Origin of the sequence: Parafrankia soli (assembly GCF_001854695.1) — a bacterium.
Taxonomy (GTDB): Bacteria; Actinomycetota; Actinomycetes; order Frankiales; family Frankiaceae; genus Parafrankia; species Parafrankia soli.
The window spans coordinates 129,062-144,711 of record NZ_MAXA01000268.1; the positions used below are offsets into that span (position 1 = coordinate 129,062).

Genomic DNA, 15,650 nt, shown 5'->3' on the forward strand with positions numbered 1-15,650 from the left:
GGGCCGGGCGCGCCTGACGCCCGGGTGGCGCGGCGATGCGAGTCGACTCAGCCACTCCATACGCTGCTGCGACAACGTGCATCGGCTGAGGTGCCCGGCCGCGTGTCTCGAGTGGACTGCGGGGCGGACAGCAGGCCGCTGGCGGACATGGGTGATGAGGGGGATGGGCACGGTGGGAACCGGCGAACCTGGCGACGGGACCAGCGAGCCCGGTGAACTCAGCGACGGGGCCGGTGAGCACGGAGGCGGGACCGGCGTGGTTACCGGAGTGCTGCTTGAGCTCGCCGGGGCGCTGGCCGACGTCCTGCCTGCCTACGACCTGGGGCCGGCCCCGGTGCCGACCCTGGTCAACATCTCCGAGAACATGACATACCGGATCGACGACGCCGCCGGGGGCCGTCGCTGGGCGCTGCGGCTGCACCGGCCGGAGTATCACGATGCCGCCGAGATCGCCGCCGAGCTGGCCTGGGTGACGGCGCTTCGGGCCGAGGGAGTGGTCGCCACGCCCCCGGTGGTGGCGAACCGGTTCGGATCGGTGGTGACCACCGTCCGGTCGGGGGATGCGATCCGGCACGCCGTGCTGTTCGAGTGGGTCGACGGGGTCTCGCCCGAGCTCGGTGACACCGCCGGGCTGATCTCCTCGTTTGGCCTCCTCGGCGACATCGCCGGCCGGATGCACGACCATGCGGCCCGCTGGTCACGGCCCGCCGGGTTCAGGCGTTTCGCCTGGTCCTGGCACGCGACGCTCGGGCCGGGGGCACGGTGGGGGAGCTGGCGCGCCGGGGTGGCGGCGGCGCTGCCCGGCGAGGCGGAGCACGTGATCACGATGTTCGAACCGGCCGCGGCGGAGGTGGAGCGCGGGCTCGCCGCCTATGGCCGCGGGCCGGACCGCTTCGGGCTGATCCACGCGGACATGCGCCTGGCCAACCTGCTCGTGGCCCGGCCGGCCGCCCACCGAGCCCCTGACCGTGCGGCCGCCGGCGGTGCGGCGGTCGCACGGTCAGGCACGGTGATCAACGTGATCGACTTCGATGACTGCGGCTTCGGCTGGTACCTCTACGACCTCGCCGCGGCGCTGTCGTTCATCGAGCACAGTCCCGCCCTGCCGGCGCTGGTCGCGGCCTGGCTGGAGGCCTACCGAGCCCACCGCCCACTCGGGCCTGACGACCTCGCGGTCGTGCCGACACTCGTCCTGCTGCGCCGGCTGCTGCTCGTCGGCTGGCTCGGCACCCACCCGCACTCCGACGCCGTCCCCGACGCCGCCGTGTACGCCCGGGACACCGCCGAGCTCGCCCACCGCTACCTCACCGGCACCCTGCTACCGGACCTTCCGCACCATTCCCGTCCGTAGTCCCGTCCCCGTTGCGGCGTGGCGGGTGAGTGAGTCGCGGGTGTCACTGAGCCGCCACGGCAGTCCAGCGAGGGCCGCCGAGGGGCGTCGCGTCCGGGGCGGCGGGAATGGGTGGTGGGGAGGCGGTGGCTGGGCCGGCCGGGGCCGGCCAGGAGCGCCGGTGGCCGGTGGCCGGGCGCTGCCAAGGAACGTCGCGGGACGTCGGGCCTCGTCCCGCGAGGCCGGGAGGCCTGTCCGGAGGTCGCCCCGGGTATGTCCGCGAGGTGTCGGTTGCGCGCCATCCACCTTGCGAGATGGCGATCGGCTGGTGTCCGCCGCGTGATGACCGGGTTGCCCGGCCGATGGCGCCGGTGGGCGAGTCGTCCGGACCGGTACGCTCGGTCCGAGAAACGGAAGGGAGCTGGGGCGATCGTGGTCCGATCCAGTCGGGCGTCGGGGGACCGTAGCGGTGCCGGGATCGGGGGGCCGTGGACGAGCCGCTGACCGTCGACGGCGCCGAGCTGGACGTCCGCAGGCTCGGCCCGTGCCGGATCGACTCGCCGCTGCTCCCGCTGCTCGGTGCGCGGCCGACGACCCAGCACTACATCGACGAGGGCGACAAGGTCCTCTTCGACGACACCGTTTCGATGATCTCCGCGCGGAAGGTGCCGCTGGACGAGCTGCCGGGCTTCGAGCCCGCCGGGCCGCGCCGCAAGATCTACTTCGACCCTTCCAAGACCCGGGTGGGGATCGTGACCTGCGGGGGGCTCTGCCCCGGTCTGAACAACGTCATCCGTGGGCTGGTGCTCGAGCTGACCAACCACTACGGCGTGAACCGGATCTTCGGCTTCCGGCATGGCTACCAGGGTTTCATCGCCAAGTACGGGCACAGCGTCGTCGACCTCACCCCGGAGCGGGTGGCGAACATCGACGAGGACGGCGGCACGATCCTCGGCACCTCCCGCGGCCAGCAGGACCCGGCCGAGATCGTCGACTGCCTGTCCCGGATGAACATCAACATCCTGTTCGTGATCGGCGGCGACGGCACGCTGCGCGGTGCGCGGGCGATCGCCGGCATCGTCGCCGAGCGCGGGGAGAAGATCGCGGTCGTCGGTATCCCGAAGACGATCGACAACGACATTCCCTACATCGACCAGAGCTTCGGGTTCCAGACCGCGTTCGCGAAGGCCGCCGAGTCGATCCGCGCCGCGTACGCCGAGGCGACCTCGGCTCCCGGCGGGGTCGGCATTGTCCGGCTGATGGGCCKCCACTCCGGCTTCATCGCCTGTTACGCGGTGCTGGCCAAGAGCGACGCGGACATCGTGCTCATCCCGGAGCTGCCCTTCACCCTGGAGGGGGAGCGGGGCCTGCTCGCCTACATCCGTCAGCGGGTCGAGAAGCGGGGCCATGCCGTCGTCGTCGTGGCGGAGGGCGCCGGGCAGGACCTGGTCGCCGGCCTGCCCGAGTCGTCCGACGCCTCGGGGAACCGCAAGCTCTACGACATCGGCCCGGAGCTCTCCCGGCGGATCACCGAGGATTTCGCCGCCCGCGGCGCCGAGCTCAACCTGAAGTACATCGACCCGAGCTACCACATCCGCAGCGTGGCGGCGAACCCGTACGACAACGTCTACACGATCCGGCTGGCGCACGCGGCGGTCCACGCCGCGATGTCCGGGCGCACGGAGATGGTCGTCGGGCGCTGGCGCCGCCGGTTCATCCACATCCCGATCGCGCTCGCCGTCAGCCAGCGCAACCAGGTCGACCCGGCCGGTGACCTGTGGATGTCGGTCCTGGAGGCCACCGGCCAGCCCTACCGCTTCGGCTGAGCCGGGGATTCGGCTTCCTGGCACAGTGGCCAGCCGGCAGCGGGATCGACCGGGCGGGCGGTACCCGACGAGATGGACCGGGTGCCGCCCGCCCGGCGCTGGCACGGGCCGTCGATCTCGGCAAACGAGATTACGCCCCGTGGTGGCTCATGGTGCGCAGATCGCGTATACGGTAATCGGCTGATTGGCGCTGTGGCTGGCCACCCAGCCGGTCGCCTGCGAGCCGACGAGGGGGAAGGGGAACGACGCGGTGAGGGCGCTTCCGTTCGACGACACGCCGCCGCCGCCGAGAGCAAAGGTGCCTACCGGGCAGGACACAAGCGCGGACCTGTCGGCGGTGGCGAAGACGACTGTGCTGCTGGCCCCGGCGCTTGGTCCGGGAGGTCCGGGAGGTCCGGGAGGTCCGGGAGGTCCGGGAGGTCCGGGAGGCCCGGGAGGCCCGGGAGGCCCGGGAGGCCCAGGGGGTCCCGGGCACTTCTCGAAGATGTCCCTGCAGTCGTCTTTGCGATCGAACAGGGCGATGAATGCAGGCGGGGATTCGGAACTCGTCGCGTCGTCCGGGTCTGGAGTATTGTAAAAACTCCGTACGAGGCTTTCGGCTATCGGTTCAGTCGGGGCGGCGGACGCCTGACTGATCATCATGGTGCCGAGCAAGCCTCCGRCTGTCGACAGCATGACGGTGGCTCTGACTATGTTTTTCTTGAGGGTATAACGGCTCATATTTTATCTCCGTTGCATGCGGGAAACATGTACTGTGGCGCATGGATCCAGTCTCCGGTGCGACCACAACGTCACCACGGATCCTGGGTTTTGACCTCCCTTAGGAAAGGTCGCTCTCTCCGCGTCGGCTTTTCCCCATCGCACCCAGGGCGCACTCCAAAGACCTCCGGCGCTGGTTCGACCGAGCTGTCGATCCGGTAGAACTCTCGGCACCATTGGTGCTCGAATTAAAAAAGCTCCGACAGTTAGGCCGAAGTGTCGCGGCGGGTGGTTCCGGTTTGGTGGAGACCGGCACGGGGAATCCGCCTGTTTTTCGAGGCGTACGACAAAAAGTGTCAGGGGATCAGGAACGTGGGACGGTAGGTTCGCACATGACCAGAATGGCGTGATCGCGGCGCCCGCCGACTGCCCACAAGATCCAGTATCTCGACAGCATCCGTCGAGGCCTTCCTAGACTCCTCTGATTCCTCCCGGAAATCGGGCGCCATGCCGAAAGAGATTCTTGGTGCCGTGCGGACTTTCCTGACGGCCTGGCTGTCGGCGGGTGCGGTGTCTAAATAAATATCAGGAACAAAGATCCTTGCTCGCGCGACACGCCRAACGGCGATCGGGACCGCCAGGTAGTCCATGCGGACTTATCTCATTGCGTGGATCCGTTCCAGCTGGCGAGATTCAACTCGTGATGCCGATTTGAGATCACGATGGCCCGGAGTCAGGTCGATGGCGGTGGCGAGGTCCTCGACCAGGTACGGCCGGTGTTGCCTGCGTCCAGGCCATGCACGGGAGGATGCCGACGAGGCCGTCGAAGTCGGTGAACAGATGGTTTTGACGCGCGGCAGCCGGCCGCAGCCAGGTGGCTGCGCTGTCCACGGCAATCGGCACGGGCCCGTGAGTGATCGGGGCAGCGACGATCACTTATCGGTAGACGGCTCGCTGGGGCAGTTATCGTCCCGCAGGTCGGCGGCGGCGTTCGTCGGCGTCTTCGACATGCTTTCCGCGGCCGTCGCGGCCCCGCTACATGGAAAATCTTCTCGTCTCCGGATTCGGCTTTTCGGCTGTGTGCTACGGCCTGCCCGACGTGGGCGTCACCAGATKGGGTGATCTCGTTGACCTGGTGCGCCGTCGCTCAGCTCAGCGTCGCGCGCATGACCTCGTCGAGGCCGCCCGGCTTGCCGTCCGGTTCGGTCTTCTCCAGCGTCATGGTCGCGGCGCGGCCGTCGAGCAGGAGCGTGGCGAGCTGACTGTCGAACCACGGCCCGTGGGTGACCTTCCACCGAACGGGCTGCCCCCGCATGCCGAGCAGCCGGGCGACCCGGCTGGAGACGGCGGCGAGCGGGCGGCGCCGGGAGAGCGCGTCGATCCGGCGGACGCCGGTCCCGAGCGGGTTGCGGAACGGCGAGCACACCGCCTGCCATACCGCCGACTCGCCACCGGCGGCGCTGGTGGCGCTGGTGGTGGCGGTGCCGGTCGTGGTGGCGTGGCTTCCGGTGAGGTGCGTACCGGCGGCGGGGTCGGCCGGTGCGCGACTTGCCGCGACCGGGCCGCGGGCAGGTTCCGCCCTGGCCAGATATGCGTGGTGGACGTCCCCGGACAGCACCACGACGCTCGCGGGAGCCGGGCCGTGCTCACCGGTCGAGACCTGGCCGAGCAGCTGGGTCATGCGGATGAAGGAGTCGCTGAACGCGGCCCAGTGCTCGAGGTCGAGCGCCTGCCGCAGCCGTTCCGCTCCGGCGGCCGCGATCCGTCCGAAGCGGCCGGAGGCCAGGCGCTCGCTCGCCGCCTCGACGTTGTGGATCGTCGGGGTGAGCAGGTACGGCACGGACGTCCCGAGCAAGAGGTGATCGACTTCGCCGGTGTGCCGGGTCTGTTCCCGGATCCAGGACCAGTCGGCGTCGTGCACCATGGCGCGGGTCCCGTCGGGGGCGACGACCCGGGCGAGGCGGGAGTCGATGACGATCAGCCGGGTGCGGCCGAGGTCCCACCGGTAGCTCCAGCGTGGCGGCGTCGGGGGGCGCTTGCCGGCCAGGTCACCGGTGTCGTGGCCGGCGCCGGCGTGGTCACCGACCGCGGTGCTGGTGTCGTGGTCCTGGTCGGACGCGAGTGCTCCGAGGTCCGGCATCCGGTCGACCCGCCGGGCGAAGGCGCGCAGCAGGTTCTCGCCGTCCTCGCCGCCGGAGGCAAGCGCCGTGACCGCGGTGAACACCGGGTCGTCGGCGAGCGTCCGCGGATCCAGGTTGCCCAGGTGCTGGTACAGCCAGTACGCCATGATCCCGCTGGTGATCCGGGTGTCCCACCAGGATTGCGACCGGATCTCGGCGCGCCAGGCGGCAGAGATGTTCCAGTCGTCGCGGACGTCGTGGTCGTCGGCGATCATCGCGGTCGGGACGGTCGAGAGCAGCCAACGGATCTCCCGCTGTGACCAGGCCTCCTGGTACAGCCAGGCGTACTCCGTGAAATCCGCGATCTCCTCGCCGGGCGGCACCGTGACGTCACGGTGGGCCCGAACGCGGGCCGCGGTCGCCGGCGACACGTGGTCCGCGTAGACTTGGTCGCCGAGGAGCAGCAGCGCGTCGGGCCAGGTGTCCGGCGGGGTCTCGGCCATGCGCAGGGCGAGGGCGTGCAGCGCGTCGGTGCCCAGGCCACGCGGGTCCTCACCGGGGGACAGCGTGTACGGCTTCTCCTGCGGCGCGGTCACCCGGCACGAGCCGAACACCAGCCGGACGGGACGGTCGCCACCCACCGGCCGCAGCAGGCTGGGCGGGCTGCCCTCCTCGGGCCAGACGCACACCGCCTGGTCGGGCGATGGCACGCCCGCCGCAGTGAGCCAGACCTCGTACGGGTAGGCCGTGCCCGGCTCGAGGCCGTCGACCACGACCAGCGCGTAGTGGTGCCCGGCGACGGCGAAGGTCGGCGCCGCCGCGCGTGGCCCGAGCCCGGACCGGATCTCGACGGTGCAGGGCTCGTCGGTCTCCACCCACACGGACACGTGGCGGTCGCCGGCATACCGGTGCATGGGTCCGAGGAGGAGGCTGGTCATGAGTCCTACTCTCTCCGTGCCCCGTGGGAGGCGCCCAACGGGGGGTGGCCCGCCGCGGTGGTGGGTGACCGGCCGCGGCGAACTGGATCACCGCTGGCGGAATCCTGGTCGCCGGCCGCGGTAATCCGGATGGCCGTTCGGTTGGACAGCGGCCGGCGGTTACGTGAGGCTTCTATCTGTGTCCATACAGTCACGATCGTGGGTGGTTGCCGGCGCTCGTCCGCATCGGAGCCGGCCGTGATCCGCCCCGGGACGCAGCGCCGGGCGGAGCGGCCGCCGGCCGCCGGGCGGGCCCGTGAGCTGGCCGGACGGGTTCCTGCGGCCAGGGCGCTCGTCGACCGCCTCGACCGTGCGGGAGCCGGTCCGGTGGACGCGCTCGCGCGGGCCGCGCAGGTCGCGGACGCCCGGGTGCTGGCGAGCATCGACCGGGTCGGGCCCATCGCGACAGACGCCGAGGCGGCGGGCGCCACGACCGCCTCCTACCTGACCCTGCTCGACCTCGCCGACCGCGCCGGGATCGCCGACGATCTCGACATCAGTCTGCGGCTCGCCGCGGTCGGCCAGGCCGTCCCCCGCGACGGTGCCAAGATCGCCCACGGGAACGCCGCCGAGATCTGCGCCCGCGCCCGCGAGGTCGGCGCCACCGTCACTCTGGACATCTTCCCCCTGGACGCCGCCGAACCGGCCGCCGTCGACGCGATGCTGGTGACCCTGTCGGAGCTGCGCCGGGACGTCCCGGCGACCGGTGCCGTGCTGCGGACAGGCCTGGCCCGCACCGTGGCGGACTGCCGGGACCTCGCCCGTCCGGGCTGCCGGGTCCGGCTGTGTCCGGGGCCCGCGCGGGCCAGGCAGTCGGCGCCCGGCGCGCGCCGGGCGCGGCTCGACCGGCGCGGTGCGTTCGCCAGCTCCCTGGGTGTCCTCATGGCCGGACCGGGCTATCCCATGGCCGCCACAGACGATCCGGGGCTGATCGCGCTCACCGCCCGGCTGGCCATGCATGTCGGTCGCCGCCGCGACAGCTTCGAGTTCCAGGCCCTGACGGGCACGCTCGGCCGCGAGCACCGGCGGCTGGCCGCCGAGGGCTACCGGACCAGGGTGTGCGTCGGGTACGGCCCGCTCCGGCCGGCCCGCCCGCGGTAGGTCCGCGGGCGGGCCGGCCGGAGCGGGCGACGGACACGGAGCCGGCGGGCACGGGACAGAGCGGAGTCGTTCGGCTCGTGTCGTCACCGCCGGACGGGGAGTCACTGCCGGACCGGGACGGTCTCCCCGTCGGTCCGGGTGCCCGGGTGGAGCAGGGCCTCAGGGATCCGCAGGTCGGCGGGGGCCGAGCCGGAGCCGCGACACGCCCGGCAGCGGCGGCGGTAGGTCGTCCGGCCGCTGCCGTAGAAGGCCCGCCCCTCACCACGGCACTCCGGGCAGGTGCCGTCGCCCATTCCCAGCCGGCGGCCGGGCGCGAGGCGGGCGGCGAACCACGCGGCGCCGACGGCGATCAGAACCACCAGGGCATAGCTCCACGCGGCGCCGCCCGCGCCACCGACGAGGGCGAAACCCACCCCCGCCGTGACGACGAGGACCGCCGCAGCGATAACCGTGCGCATGTCGCACCGCCCTTCCAAGGCCGCACAGGGTGAGATGAGCGGACGGCGGCTCGGCTACTGCCGCTCTCGGGTCGAAAGCGGGGCCGGGAGGCAGATTTCGTCCGTGCTCCCTGCATGCCCGACATGCGCCGGGCTACACCAACGGCGGCGAATTGATGCGCCGAGGCGCGACCCGGCCCGGACCCGTCTTCGGTCCGTTTCGGTGACGGTCGGACCACATCCGTGACCGAGTGGCTGCGGCGGCCCGTGCCGGCGGACCACCCGTCTGGGGGATGATGTCTCCCGCGGCCTGTCCACGCGGGCACCCGCGCTCCTCATCCTGGCCCCGGGAGGTTCACCGCGATGTCCTCGCCCGCCTCGATACGGCTCGAGACCCGCCTGCTCGTCCGGGTGGGCGGCAGCGTCCTGCTCGCCCGCCCGCCGGACGACACCTGGCACGTGCTGCCGGGCGGTCCGGTGGAGCCCGAGGAGCACACCGAGCAGGCGCTGGCCCGCCACGTCGCCGGCCTCGGTGACCTGGGGTCCCTCGGCGCCGCCCCCGCCCGCCGGCCGGCCGGGCGCCTTGGCGGCCCGTCCGCGACGCGGCCGCCCGGCTGGCGCTTCGTCGGCGCGGCCGAGCACGCCGAGCACGCCGGGGGAGACCTGGGTAGCGCCGCCGGCCTCGGGCAGGCCCACACCCTGACGATCCTGTTCGCCGCCGAGTGGCCGGCCGGAGTACCGGTCCCGCCCGGTTGGCAGGGGTACGACCTGGCCCTCGTCGAGTCCGGTCTGCTCCTCACCACGCGGATCCGCCCGCTGCCGGTGGGCGCGGCGGTACGTAGGTGGGCCATGGACGAATGGCCCGTCTGGCGGGGCATCGCGCCGGGCGCCGGCGAGGTCGGGCGCCTCGGGCGCCGCCTTTCCGTCGCGTCCCTGCGGGCGCAGCTCGCCGCCCGGCGGGAGGAGCTTCGCGGCAATGCCTTCCGCGACGCCGCGGTCGCGATGTGCGCGCTGGTGACGGCCGCGGACGGCCGGGTCGACCCGGCGGAACGCGAAGGGCTGCGCGCGTTCGTGGCCAGCGACCCGGTCATGTCGCACTTCCCGCCGGACGAGCTCGAGGCCCTCTTCGACGCGCACCTGCGGCGCCTCGTCACCGATCCGCAGGCCGGCCGGGCCGCCGCGTTCGCCGAGATCGCGAAGGTCCGCAACCGGCCCACGGAGGCGGCGGCGGTGATCCATCTGGGCGAGGTCATCGGGCGGGTGGACGGTGAGTTCGTCGCCAGCGAACAGGCGGTCGTCCTCGAGGCCGTGCAGGTGCTCAGGCTGGACCCCGCCGAGTTCGGGATGCACTCCGCCCGTCGCATCGCCTAGCCCGCCCGCACCCCCCGCATCGACCCCCCGTTTGGAGCACTCATGGCCCCGCCCGCCCCCGTCGAGATCAGCGCCCGGGTGCTCTTCGTCGCCCAGGACCGCGTGCTGCTGGCGAACCGCCGCGGGCAGCCGTGGTTCTACCTGCCGGGCGGCAACGTGAACCCGGGAGAGACGGTCGAGGCGGCCCTGCGCCGAGAGACCCAGGAGCAGGCCGGCCTCGACGTGGCCGACCTGGAGTTCATCGGCTGCGCCGAGAACGTCTACGTCGAGGGCGGCGTCCGCCACCAGGAGATCAACGTCCTGTTCGCCGCCGATCTGCCCTGGGGGTCGCAGATCGGCAGCCATGAGTTCGACGTCGACATCACCTCGGTGTCGATCGGCAACCTGTCCGGCCTCGACCTGCGCCCGGCGAGCCTGCGGGACGTCATCCACGGCTGGCTGGCCGACCGGGAGCCGAGCTGGCACGGAGCGGCGCCGGCCGCGAGGTGACACTCCGCCGTCCGATAATCTCGCCTGGTGGTTAATGGCACCGGCGAACGCGGCGGTTTCCCGGATCAGCCCGGTGATCTCCCCGGTGATCTTTTCGGGCAGGGTGGCCCCGCGGCCGGCCGGGCTGGTTCGGGCGGCCCGGCGGGGGAGGCGCCGCCGAGCCGTTGGGCGTCCCTGACCGGTACACGCGGCGGAGGTGCGCCGAGCGTCGCCGTGGGGGACCGCTACGACGAGCGGTTCGCGAGCCTCGCGGCCAGCGGCCTGGACATTCACGGCGAGGCGAGCTTCTGCGCCGCGCTCGTCCCCGCCGGTGCGCGGATCCTCGACGCCGGCTGCGGCACCGGGCGGGTCGCCATCCGGCTCGCCGAGCTGGGCTGTTCGTGCACCGGTGTCGATGTCGACCCGTCGATGCTCGCGCGGGCGAAGGCGGTGTCCGGCGAGGTGACCTGGATTCTCGGCGATCTCGCGAACCTGCCCGCCGCGCTCGCCGACCAGGGCGCCACGGCGCCGGCGGGCCGGGCTGGCCCGTTCGACCTGGTCGTGGCGGCGGGCAACGTGATCCCGCTGCTCGCGGAGGGCACGGAGGCGCACGTGCTGCGGGTCCTCGCGGGTGTCCTGCGCCCGGGTGGCCTTCTTGTCGCCGGGTTCGGCCTTGACGGCGCGCACCTGCCGCTGCCCGAGGCGCCCTTCGGCCTCGCCGAGTACGACCGCTGGTGCGCGGGCGCGGGCCTCACCCTCGAGCGCCGCTTCGCGACCTGGGACGGCGCGCCCGACCGTCCCGAGGACGGCTACGCCGTGAGCGTGCACCGCCGGGACTGACCCGGCCCCGGAGGCGGATCGGCCGGCCCGGCCTTGTCGATCGGTGGTGACGGGGATCGCCGTCCGGCGTTCAATGGTGCCTGTGAATCAACCACTTGGGCAGCATGCGGCGGGAAGTTCCGGCGGTCCGCCGTTCGCGCTCGAGGAGGGCGACCGGATGCTCCGGGTCCGCCTCGACGGCGGCGAGATGTACGCGAAGCAGGGGTCCATGGTGGCCTACCGCGGCAAGGTCGACTTCGCCTACAAGGGGCAGGGCGTCGGCGGCTATCTCCGGCGCGCGGTCACCGGCGAGGGCCAGGACCTGATGCGGGTCAAGGGCCGCGGCACCGTCTGGTTCGCGGAGTCCGGCAGCCACATCTCGATCTTCCACCTGGACAACGACCGGATCACGGTCAACGGCCGCAGCCTGCTCGCCCTGGAGTCCGGCGTCCGTTACAAGATCACTACGACGTCCGGCGGGATCGGTGCGATGATCGCGGGCGGCGTGTTCAACACCGAGGTCTCCGGAACGGGCGGTGTCGGCGTGCTGTGCCTGGGCAGCCCGCTCGTCCTCCCGACGGACGAGCCGGTGTGCGTCGATCGCGACGCGGCAGTCGCCTGGACGGCCGGCGTCCGCACCCGGGTGATCTCCAGCTTCAAGGTGGGCAATCTGATCGGGCGCACCTCCGGCGAGCTCGCCCAGATCGAGTACAGCGGGCGCGGTGGCTTCGTGGTGGTCCAGTGTGGTGAGATCCCGGCCCGTGGCGCGGAACCGAGCAGCTGACCTCGGCCCCGCCGACGCCGAGATCGACGCCGACGCCGAGATCGAGGCCGAGGCCGAGCTGGAAGTCGAACTGCGACAGGCGCTGCTCGCGGCGGGCCTGCCGCTTGAATCCCTCCCGCTCGAATACCTGCCCTTCGAGGCCGCGCCGTTCGAGGCCCGACCGACGGCGGCGCCCGCGGCCAGGCCCGCGCTCGACTGGGCCGGGTCCGGGCTCATGTGGCTCACCGGCCGGCCCGCGGCGGTCCCGGTCGTGCCGGACGCCCCGGTGCTGGGGCGGGCCCGGGCGGCCGCCGCGCTGCTCCGCGCCGCGTCCGCGCAGCTGGGCGCGGCGGTCGAGGTTGACGTCCCCGAGCTGCTCGTGGGCCGGGCCGCGCTGCTCGGCCTGCGCCGTGGCGGGACGATCTCCGCCAACGGCGGCTGCCGGCTGCTGCGGGCCGCCGACGGCTGGGTCGCGGTGAACCTCGCCCGGCGGGACGACGTGGAGATGCTCCCGGCGCTGCTCGGCGTGGATCCCGCGGAGGTCACCGCACCCGCGGGTGGCCACCGTGACCCACTTGAGACGACATGGGCGGCGCTGACCGCCCTGCTGCCCGCCCATGACCGCGCCGACCTGGTCGATCGTGCCTGGCTGCTTGGGCTACCCGTGGCGTCGCTCCCATCCGCCGAGCCGGCCGAGCCCCGGCCACCGGTCCGGATCGCCGTCCAGGGCATCGCCGTCCAGAGCGAGGTGCCGGGCCGGCAGGGGGAGGCCGCCGGACCGGCAGCGGTTGGGAACGGGGCCGGCTGTCCCCTTGTCGTCGACCTCTCGTCGCTGTGGGCTGGTCCGCTGGCGGCCCGCCTGCTGGGGCGGATGGGCCTGCGGGTTGTGAAGGTCGAGAGCGTGCACCGCCCGGACGGGGCACGGCTCGGTGACCCGGACTTCTACCGGTGGCTGCACGCGGGCCAGGACGAGGAGCGGTTCGACTTCACCGACCCGCGAGGGCGGGCGGCGCTGCACCGGCTCGTCGAGCGGGCCGACGTCGTGATCGAGGGCTCCCGGCCACGCGCGCTCGCGCAGCTCGGTCTGGACGCCGACCGGTGGGTGCGGGCCCGTTCCGGTCGGGTCTGGCTGAGCATCACCGGGTACGGGCGGGCGGCCGGCGCCGGCGGGCACGGGCCCGGCCCGGTCGCCTTCGGTGACGACGCCGCCGTCGCCGGCGGACTCGTCGGCTGGGACCGGACGGCTCCCGGCGGCTCCGTCCCGGTGTTCTGCGGTGACGCGATCGCCGACCCGCTGACCGGCCTCTTCGGCGCGTTGGCGGTCGCGCTGTGCCGGGCGGCCGGGCGGGGGGCCCTGCTGGACGTCGCCATGCGCGACGTCGCGGCCTTCGTCGCCGCCCCGCGGGTCCGCGGCCGAGGGCTGAGCGATCCGGGGCGTCGGTGGGGGGAAGGGCCCTGGTCGGTCACCGGCTCCGACGAGCTCGGCTGGACGGTGCGCCAGTCCGGCGCCCAGGGCCGGGTGCTCGCGCCGCGCCGCCCCCGCCTGCCCGGCTGAGCGGACGAGGTCAGCCCTCAGCGGACCCGGAATCCGCGGGCTCGTCGTCGCCTGCCGCGTGGACCTCCCGGAGCCCGGAGACGATCTCGGTCGGCGGATCCGTCCCGTCGTCGTCGGGGCCGGGGCCGGGGCCGGGGCCGGCATTGGCGTCGGCGTGGGCATCGGCCGTGGCATGAGCGACGCGGGCGTGGGGACCCGCGTCCACGACCGCCTCGTCGCCGGCCTCGGTGACGGCGTCGTTCCCGTCCGTTCCGACCAGTCCGCCTACTTCGGCCCGCAGTTTCACCGGACCGGCGTCGAGCTGACCTGGCCGGTGCCGGGGGAGCGCCCTGCTCCGCGCGGCGGCGCGGTAGGCCGTATACCGGAAGGGCGTGCGCTGGAACGGGCGCGGCCGGGCGGCCGCCCGGGGCCCGCCCGCCCGCCACGGGAGCCCGAGGACGACGCCGTGGCCCCCCGCCCCGTGCCGGGGGCCCGCTCCCCGGGCCCGCGAGATCCAGACCAGGGCCCCGATCCCGGCCAGCCACAGGCTCCACAGCAGGCGAGCGAGAACGGGCAGGTGGGGCGTGGGGAGCAGGCCCGCCGCCGAGACGGCGGCCGCGAACAGCAGCGCGGCGCAGGCGAGGCCGCTCCCGATGAGGACGGGCCGCGCCCAGCGCAGGACCTCCAACCGCAGCCAGTCCGCCGCCGCGGCGACAACGCGGCGACCGCGTTCGACCAGCCCGCGCCCGACGAGCCGGCCTCCGAGCGGGCTGCGTCCGGGGCGGTCAGGACGGTCAGGACGGGCGGGCGCGAGCGGCCACCAGTCATCGAAGACGGACGCGACGAAACGGGACGCGACCAGGACGGTCCAGGCGGCCAGCAGCAGCGGGCCGATCGTCTCGCCGCACAGGACACCAAGAGTGACGCGCAACGCGTCGAAGGTGGTCACACCGGGGGAGATCGGCCCGGGTCCTGGCGGATTGCGGGTGAGTAGCGGCACCCCGATGAGCCAGAAGGACCACTCGAAGATCATGGCGGTCGCGGCGGCGAGGCCCGTGAGGAGCAGCACCCAGGCGGCCCGGTTCGGGTTCGCGGCCGGCCGGCCCGGGCCCGGGCCGGCCCCGAGGCGGACGATTCGCGTCGTCAGCGGCACGAGCAGCACCGCGGATGCCGCCGTGAGCAGGGTGAACAGTGTGAGGGTCCAGGTCCGCGAGCCCAGCGCGGCCAGCGTCGCCGCGGCCGGGTCGTTCAGCATGCCGGGATAGCCGAAGGTGCGGACCAGCCCGGTCATGCCGAGGGCGTTGGTCAGCGCGCAGCCCACGAACAGCGCCGCGTCCGCGTCCACGGCACGTCGCATCGATGGCACTCCATGCTGTCTTGACGATGTTCCGGTGGGGACCGATCCAGCCTCAGCGTCGCACGACGGCTACGCCTCGTCGTCGGGGCTGGTCCGGGTGGCTGGTGGTTCGTGGCGCACCCGCGGACGGGAGCACGCGGGTGGACGCCCCGCGCCCCGCCCCGCTGTCGATCGGCCTATCGTTGGCCGCGCCGACGGTCGTGCCCGGCGGTCGCACGATGGCCGGACACGGGCGTGACGCCACGGCGTCCGGCCGGTGCTCCGAGCTGATCCAGACTCCGTGACCTGATCCAGACTCCGTGACAAGAGAGGCCGTTCGTGACCGCTGCCGCCGCTGTTCGCGCGTTCAACATCCTGCTGGTGGAGGACGACCCCGGCGACACGCTGATGGTTGAGGAGGCGCTGACCGACCGCGGTGTCAACCACGAGCTCCACGTGGCCGTCGACGGCGTGGAGGCGATGGCCTACCTGCGGGACCCCGCGAACCCTCGGCCCGACCTCATCCCCTGCTGGACCTCAACATGCCGCGGATGGACGGCCGGGAGGTTCTCAGCGCTTTGAAGGCGGACCCGCGGCTGCTGTCCATCCCGGTGGTTGTGCTGACAACCTCGGAGGCGCCGGACGACGTGCTGTACAGCTACACGCTGCACGCGAACGCCTACGTCTCGAAACCCGTGGACTTCGAGGCCTTCACCGAGGTGATTCATCGGATCGACGACTTCTATCTCGGTCTGGTGCGGCTGCCTCGCCGGTGACGCGTCAGCGAAGCCTTCCCTAACTGAGGACAGGCTAGCCTAAATAGGCGTCGATGTGAGGTTCGCGGCGCTCTTACCGGTATGCGCGCCGGG

11 protein-coding genes and 1 pseudogene are annotated in these 15,650 nt (G+C 72.9%); 9 read left to right on the plus strand and 3 right to left on the minus strand.

The features are described 5' to 3' along the window. Positions 1-172: 172 nt before the first annotated feature. Both BBK14_RS32065 and BBK14_RS32070 read left to right on the plus strand, forming a co-directional pair. A complete protein-coding gene (locus BBK14_RS32065; RefSeq protein ID WP_420849207.1) occupies positions 173-1,351 on the plus strand; it encodes a phosphotransferase enzyme family protein in 1,179 nt (392 codons plus the stop codon). A 467-nt stretch (positions 1,352-1,818) separates the two neighbouring features. Continuing rightward, positions 1,819-3,156, plus strand: coding sequence for an ATP-dependent 6-phosphofructokinase (locus BBK14_RS32070; protein WP_071066884.1), 1,338 nt, complete (start codon positions 1,819-1,821; stop codon positions 3,154-3,156). A 1,846-nt stretch (positions 3,157-5,002) separates the two neighbouring features. On the opposite strand, the gene BBK14_RS32075 is transcribed toward BBK14_RS32070, so the two are convergent. Beyond that, on the minus strand, positions 5,003-6,913 hold the full coding sequence (locus tag BBK14_RS32075; protein ID WP_071066885.1) for a DUF7800 domain-containing protein: 1,911 nt from the start codon (positions 6,911-6,913) through the stop codon (positions 5,003-5,005). Positions 6,914-7,150: 237 nt separating this feature from the next. Here BBK14_RS32075 and BBK14_RS32080 point away from each other — a divergent pair, with 237 nt between their 5' ends. Next, positions 7,151-8,053: a proline dehydrogenase family protein gene (locus tag BBK14_RS32080; RefSeq protein WP_241832019.1), complete on the plus strand. Its 903-nt coding sequence runs from the start codon at positions 7,151-7,153 to the stop codon at positions 8,051-8,053. A 101-nt stretch (positions 8,054-8,154) separates the two neighbouring features. Here BBK14_RS32080 and BBK14_RS32085 read toward each other — a convergent pair whose 3' ends face one another. Further along, positions 8,155-8,511 carry a hypothetical protein gene (locus tag BBK14_RS32085; protein WP_071066887.1) on the minus strand — a complete coding sequence of 119 codons (357 nt, stop codon included), beginning with the start codon at positions 8,509-8,511 and terminating at the stop codon, positions 8,155-8,157. Between the two features lie 342 nt (positions 8,512-8,853). Between BBK14_RS32085 and BBK14_RS32090 the strand changes: the two genes are divergently transcribed. The 5 genes from BBK14_RS32090 (at position 8,854) to BBK14_RS32110 (ending at position 13,466) form a co-directional block, all read left to right on the plus strand. Beyond that, positions 8,854-9,861, plus strand: a complete 1,008-nt coding sequence (locus tag BBK14_RS32090; protein WP_071066888.1) for a TerB family tellurite resistance protein — start codon at positions 8,854-8,856, stop codon at positions 9,859-9,861. A 42-nt stretch (positions 9,862-9,903) separates the two neighbouring features. Continuing rightward, positions 9,904-10,350, plus strand: a complete 447-nt coding sequence (locus tag BBK14_RS32095; protein ID WP_071066889.1) for an NUDIX domain-containing protein — start codon at positions 9,904-9,906, stop codon at positions 10,348-10,350. 27 nt (positions 10,351-10,377) lie between these two features. After that, the gene (locus BBK14_RS32100) at positions 10,378-11,169 is read left to right on the plus strand and encodes a class I SAM-dependent methyltransferase (RefSeq protein WP_241832020.1); all 792 of its coding nucleotides are present in this window, start codon (positions 10,378-10,380) and stop codon (positions 11,167-11,169) included. A gap of 73 nt (positions 11,170-11,242) precedes the next feature. Further along, entirely contained in the window at positions 11,243-11,932 is a 690-nt protein-coding gene (locus tag BBK14_RS32105; RefSeq protein WP_071066924.1) for an AIM24 family protein, read from the plus strand. Next, positions 11,910-13,466, plus strand: coding sequence for a CoA transferase (locus tag BBK14_RS32110; RefSeq protein ID WP_071066890.1), 1,557 nt, complete (start codon positions 11,910-11,912; stop codon positions 13,464-13,466). The genes BBK14_RS32105 and BBK14_RS32110 overlap by 23 nt, the downstream gene beginning before the upstream one ends. Positions 13,467-13,476: 10 nt before the next feature. On the opposite strand, the gene BBK14_RS32115 is transcribed toward BBK14_RS32110, so the two are convergent. Next, complete coding sequence (locus BBK14_RS32115; RefSeq protein ID WP_071066891.1) at positions 13,477-14,802, minus strand: hypothetical protein; 1,326 nt, start codon at positions 14,800-14,802, stop codon at positions 13,477-13,479. 318 nt (positions 14,803-15,120) lie between these two features. Here BBK14_RS32115 and BBK14_RS32120 point away from each other — a divergent pair. Beyond that, positions 15,121-15,557 (plus strand): annotated as a pseudogene (locus tag BBK14_RS32120) (response regulator). The last annotated feature ends 93 nt before the right edge of the window (positions 15,558-15,650 follow it).

What these genes read in the sequence shown, in the direction of transcription:
- BBK14_RS32115 (WP_071066891.1), bottom strand. Translation starts at nt 14,802, where the DNA reads ATGCGACGTGCCGTGGACGCGGACGCGGCGCTGTTCGTGGGCTGCGCG.
- BBK14_RS32075 (WP_071066885.1), bottom strand. Translation starts at nt 6,913, where the DNA reads ATGACCAGCCTCCTCCTCGGACCCATGCACCGGTATGCCGGCGACCGC.
- BBK14_RS32095 (WP_071066889.1), top strand. Translation starts at nt 9,904, where the DNA reads ATGGCCCCGCCCGCCCCCGTCGAGATCAGCGCCCGGGTGCTCTTCGTC.
- BBK14_RS32085 (WP_071066887.1), bottom strand. Translation starts at nt 8,511, where the DNA reads ATGCGCACGGTTATCGCTGCGGCGGTCCTCGTCGTCACGGCGGGGGTG.
- BBK14_RS32090 (WP_071066888.1), top strand. Translation starts at nt 8,854, where the DNA reads ATGTCCTCGCCCGCCTCGATACGGCTCGAGACCCGCCTGCTCGTCCGG.
- BBK14_RS32105 (WP_071066924.1), top strand. Translation starts at nt 11,243, where the DNA reads ATGGTGCCTGTGAATCAACCACTTGGGCAGCATGCGGCGGGAAGTTCC.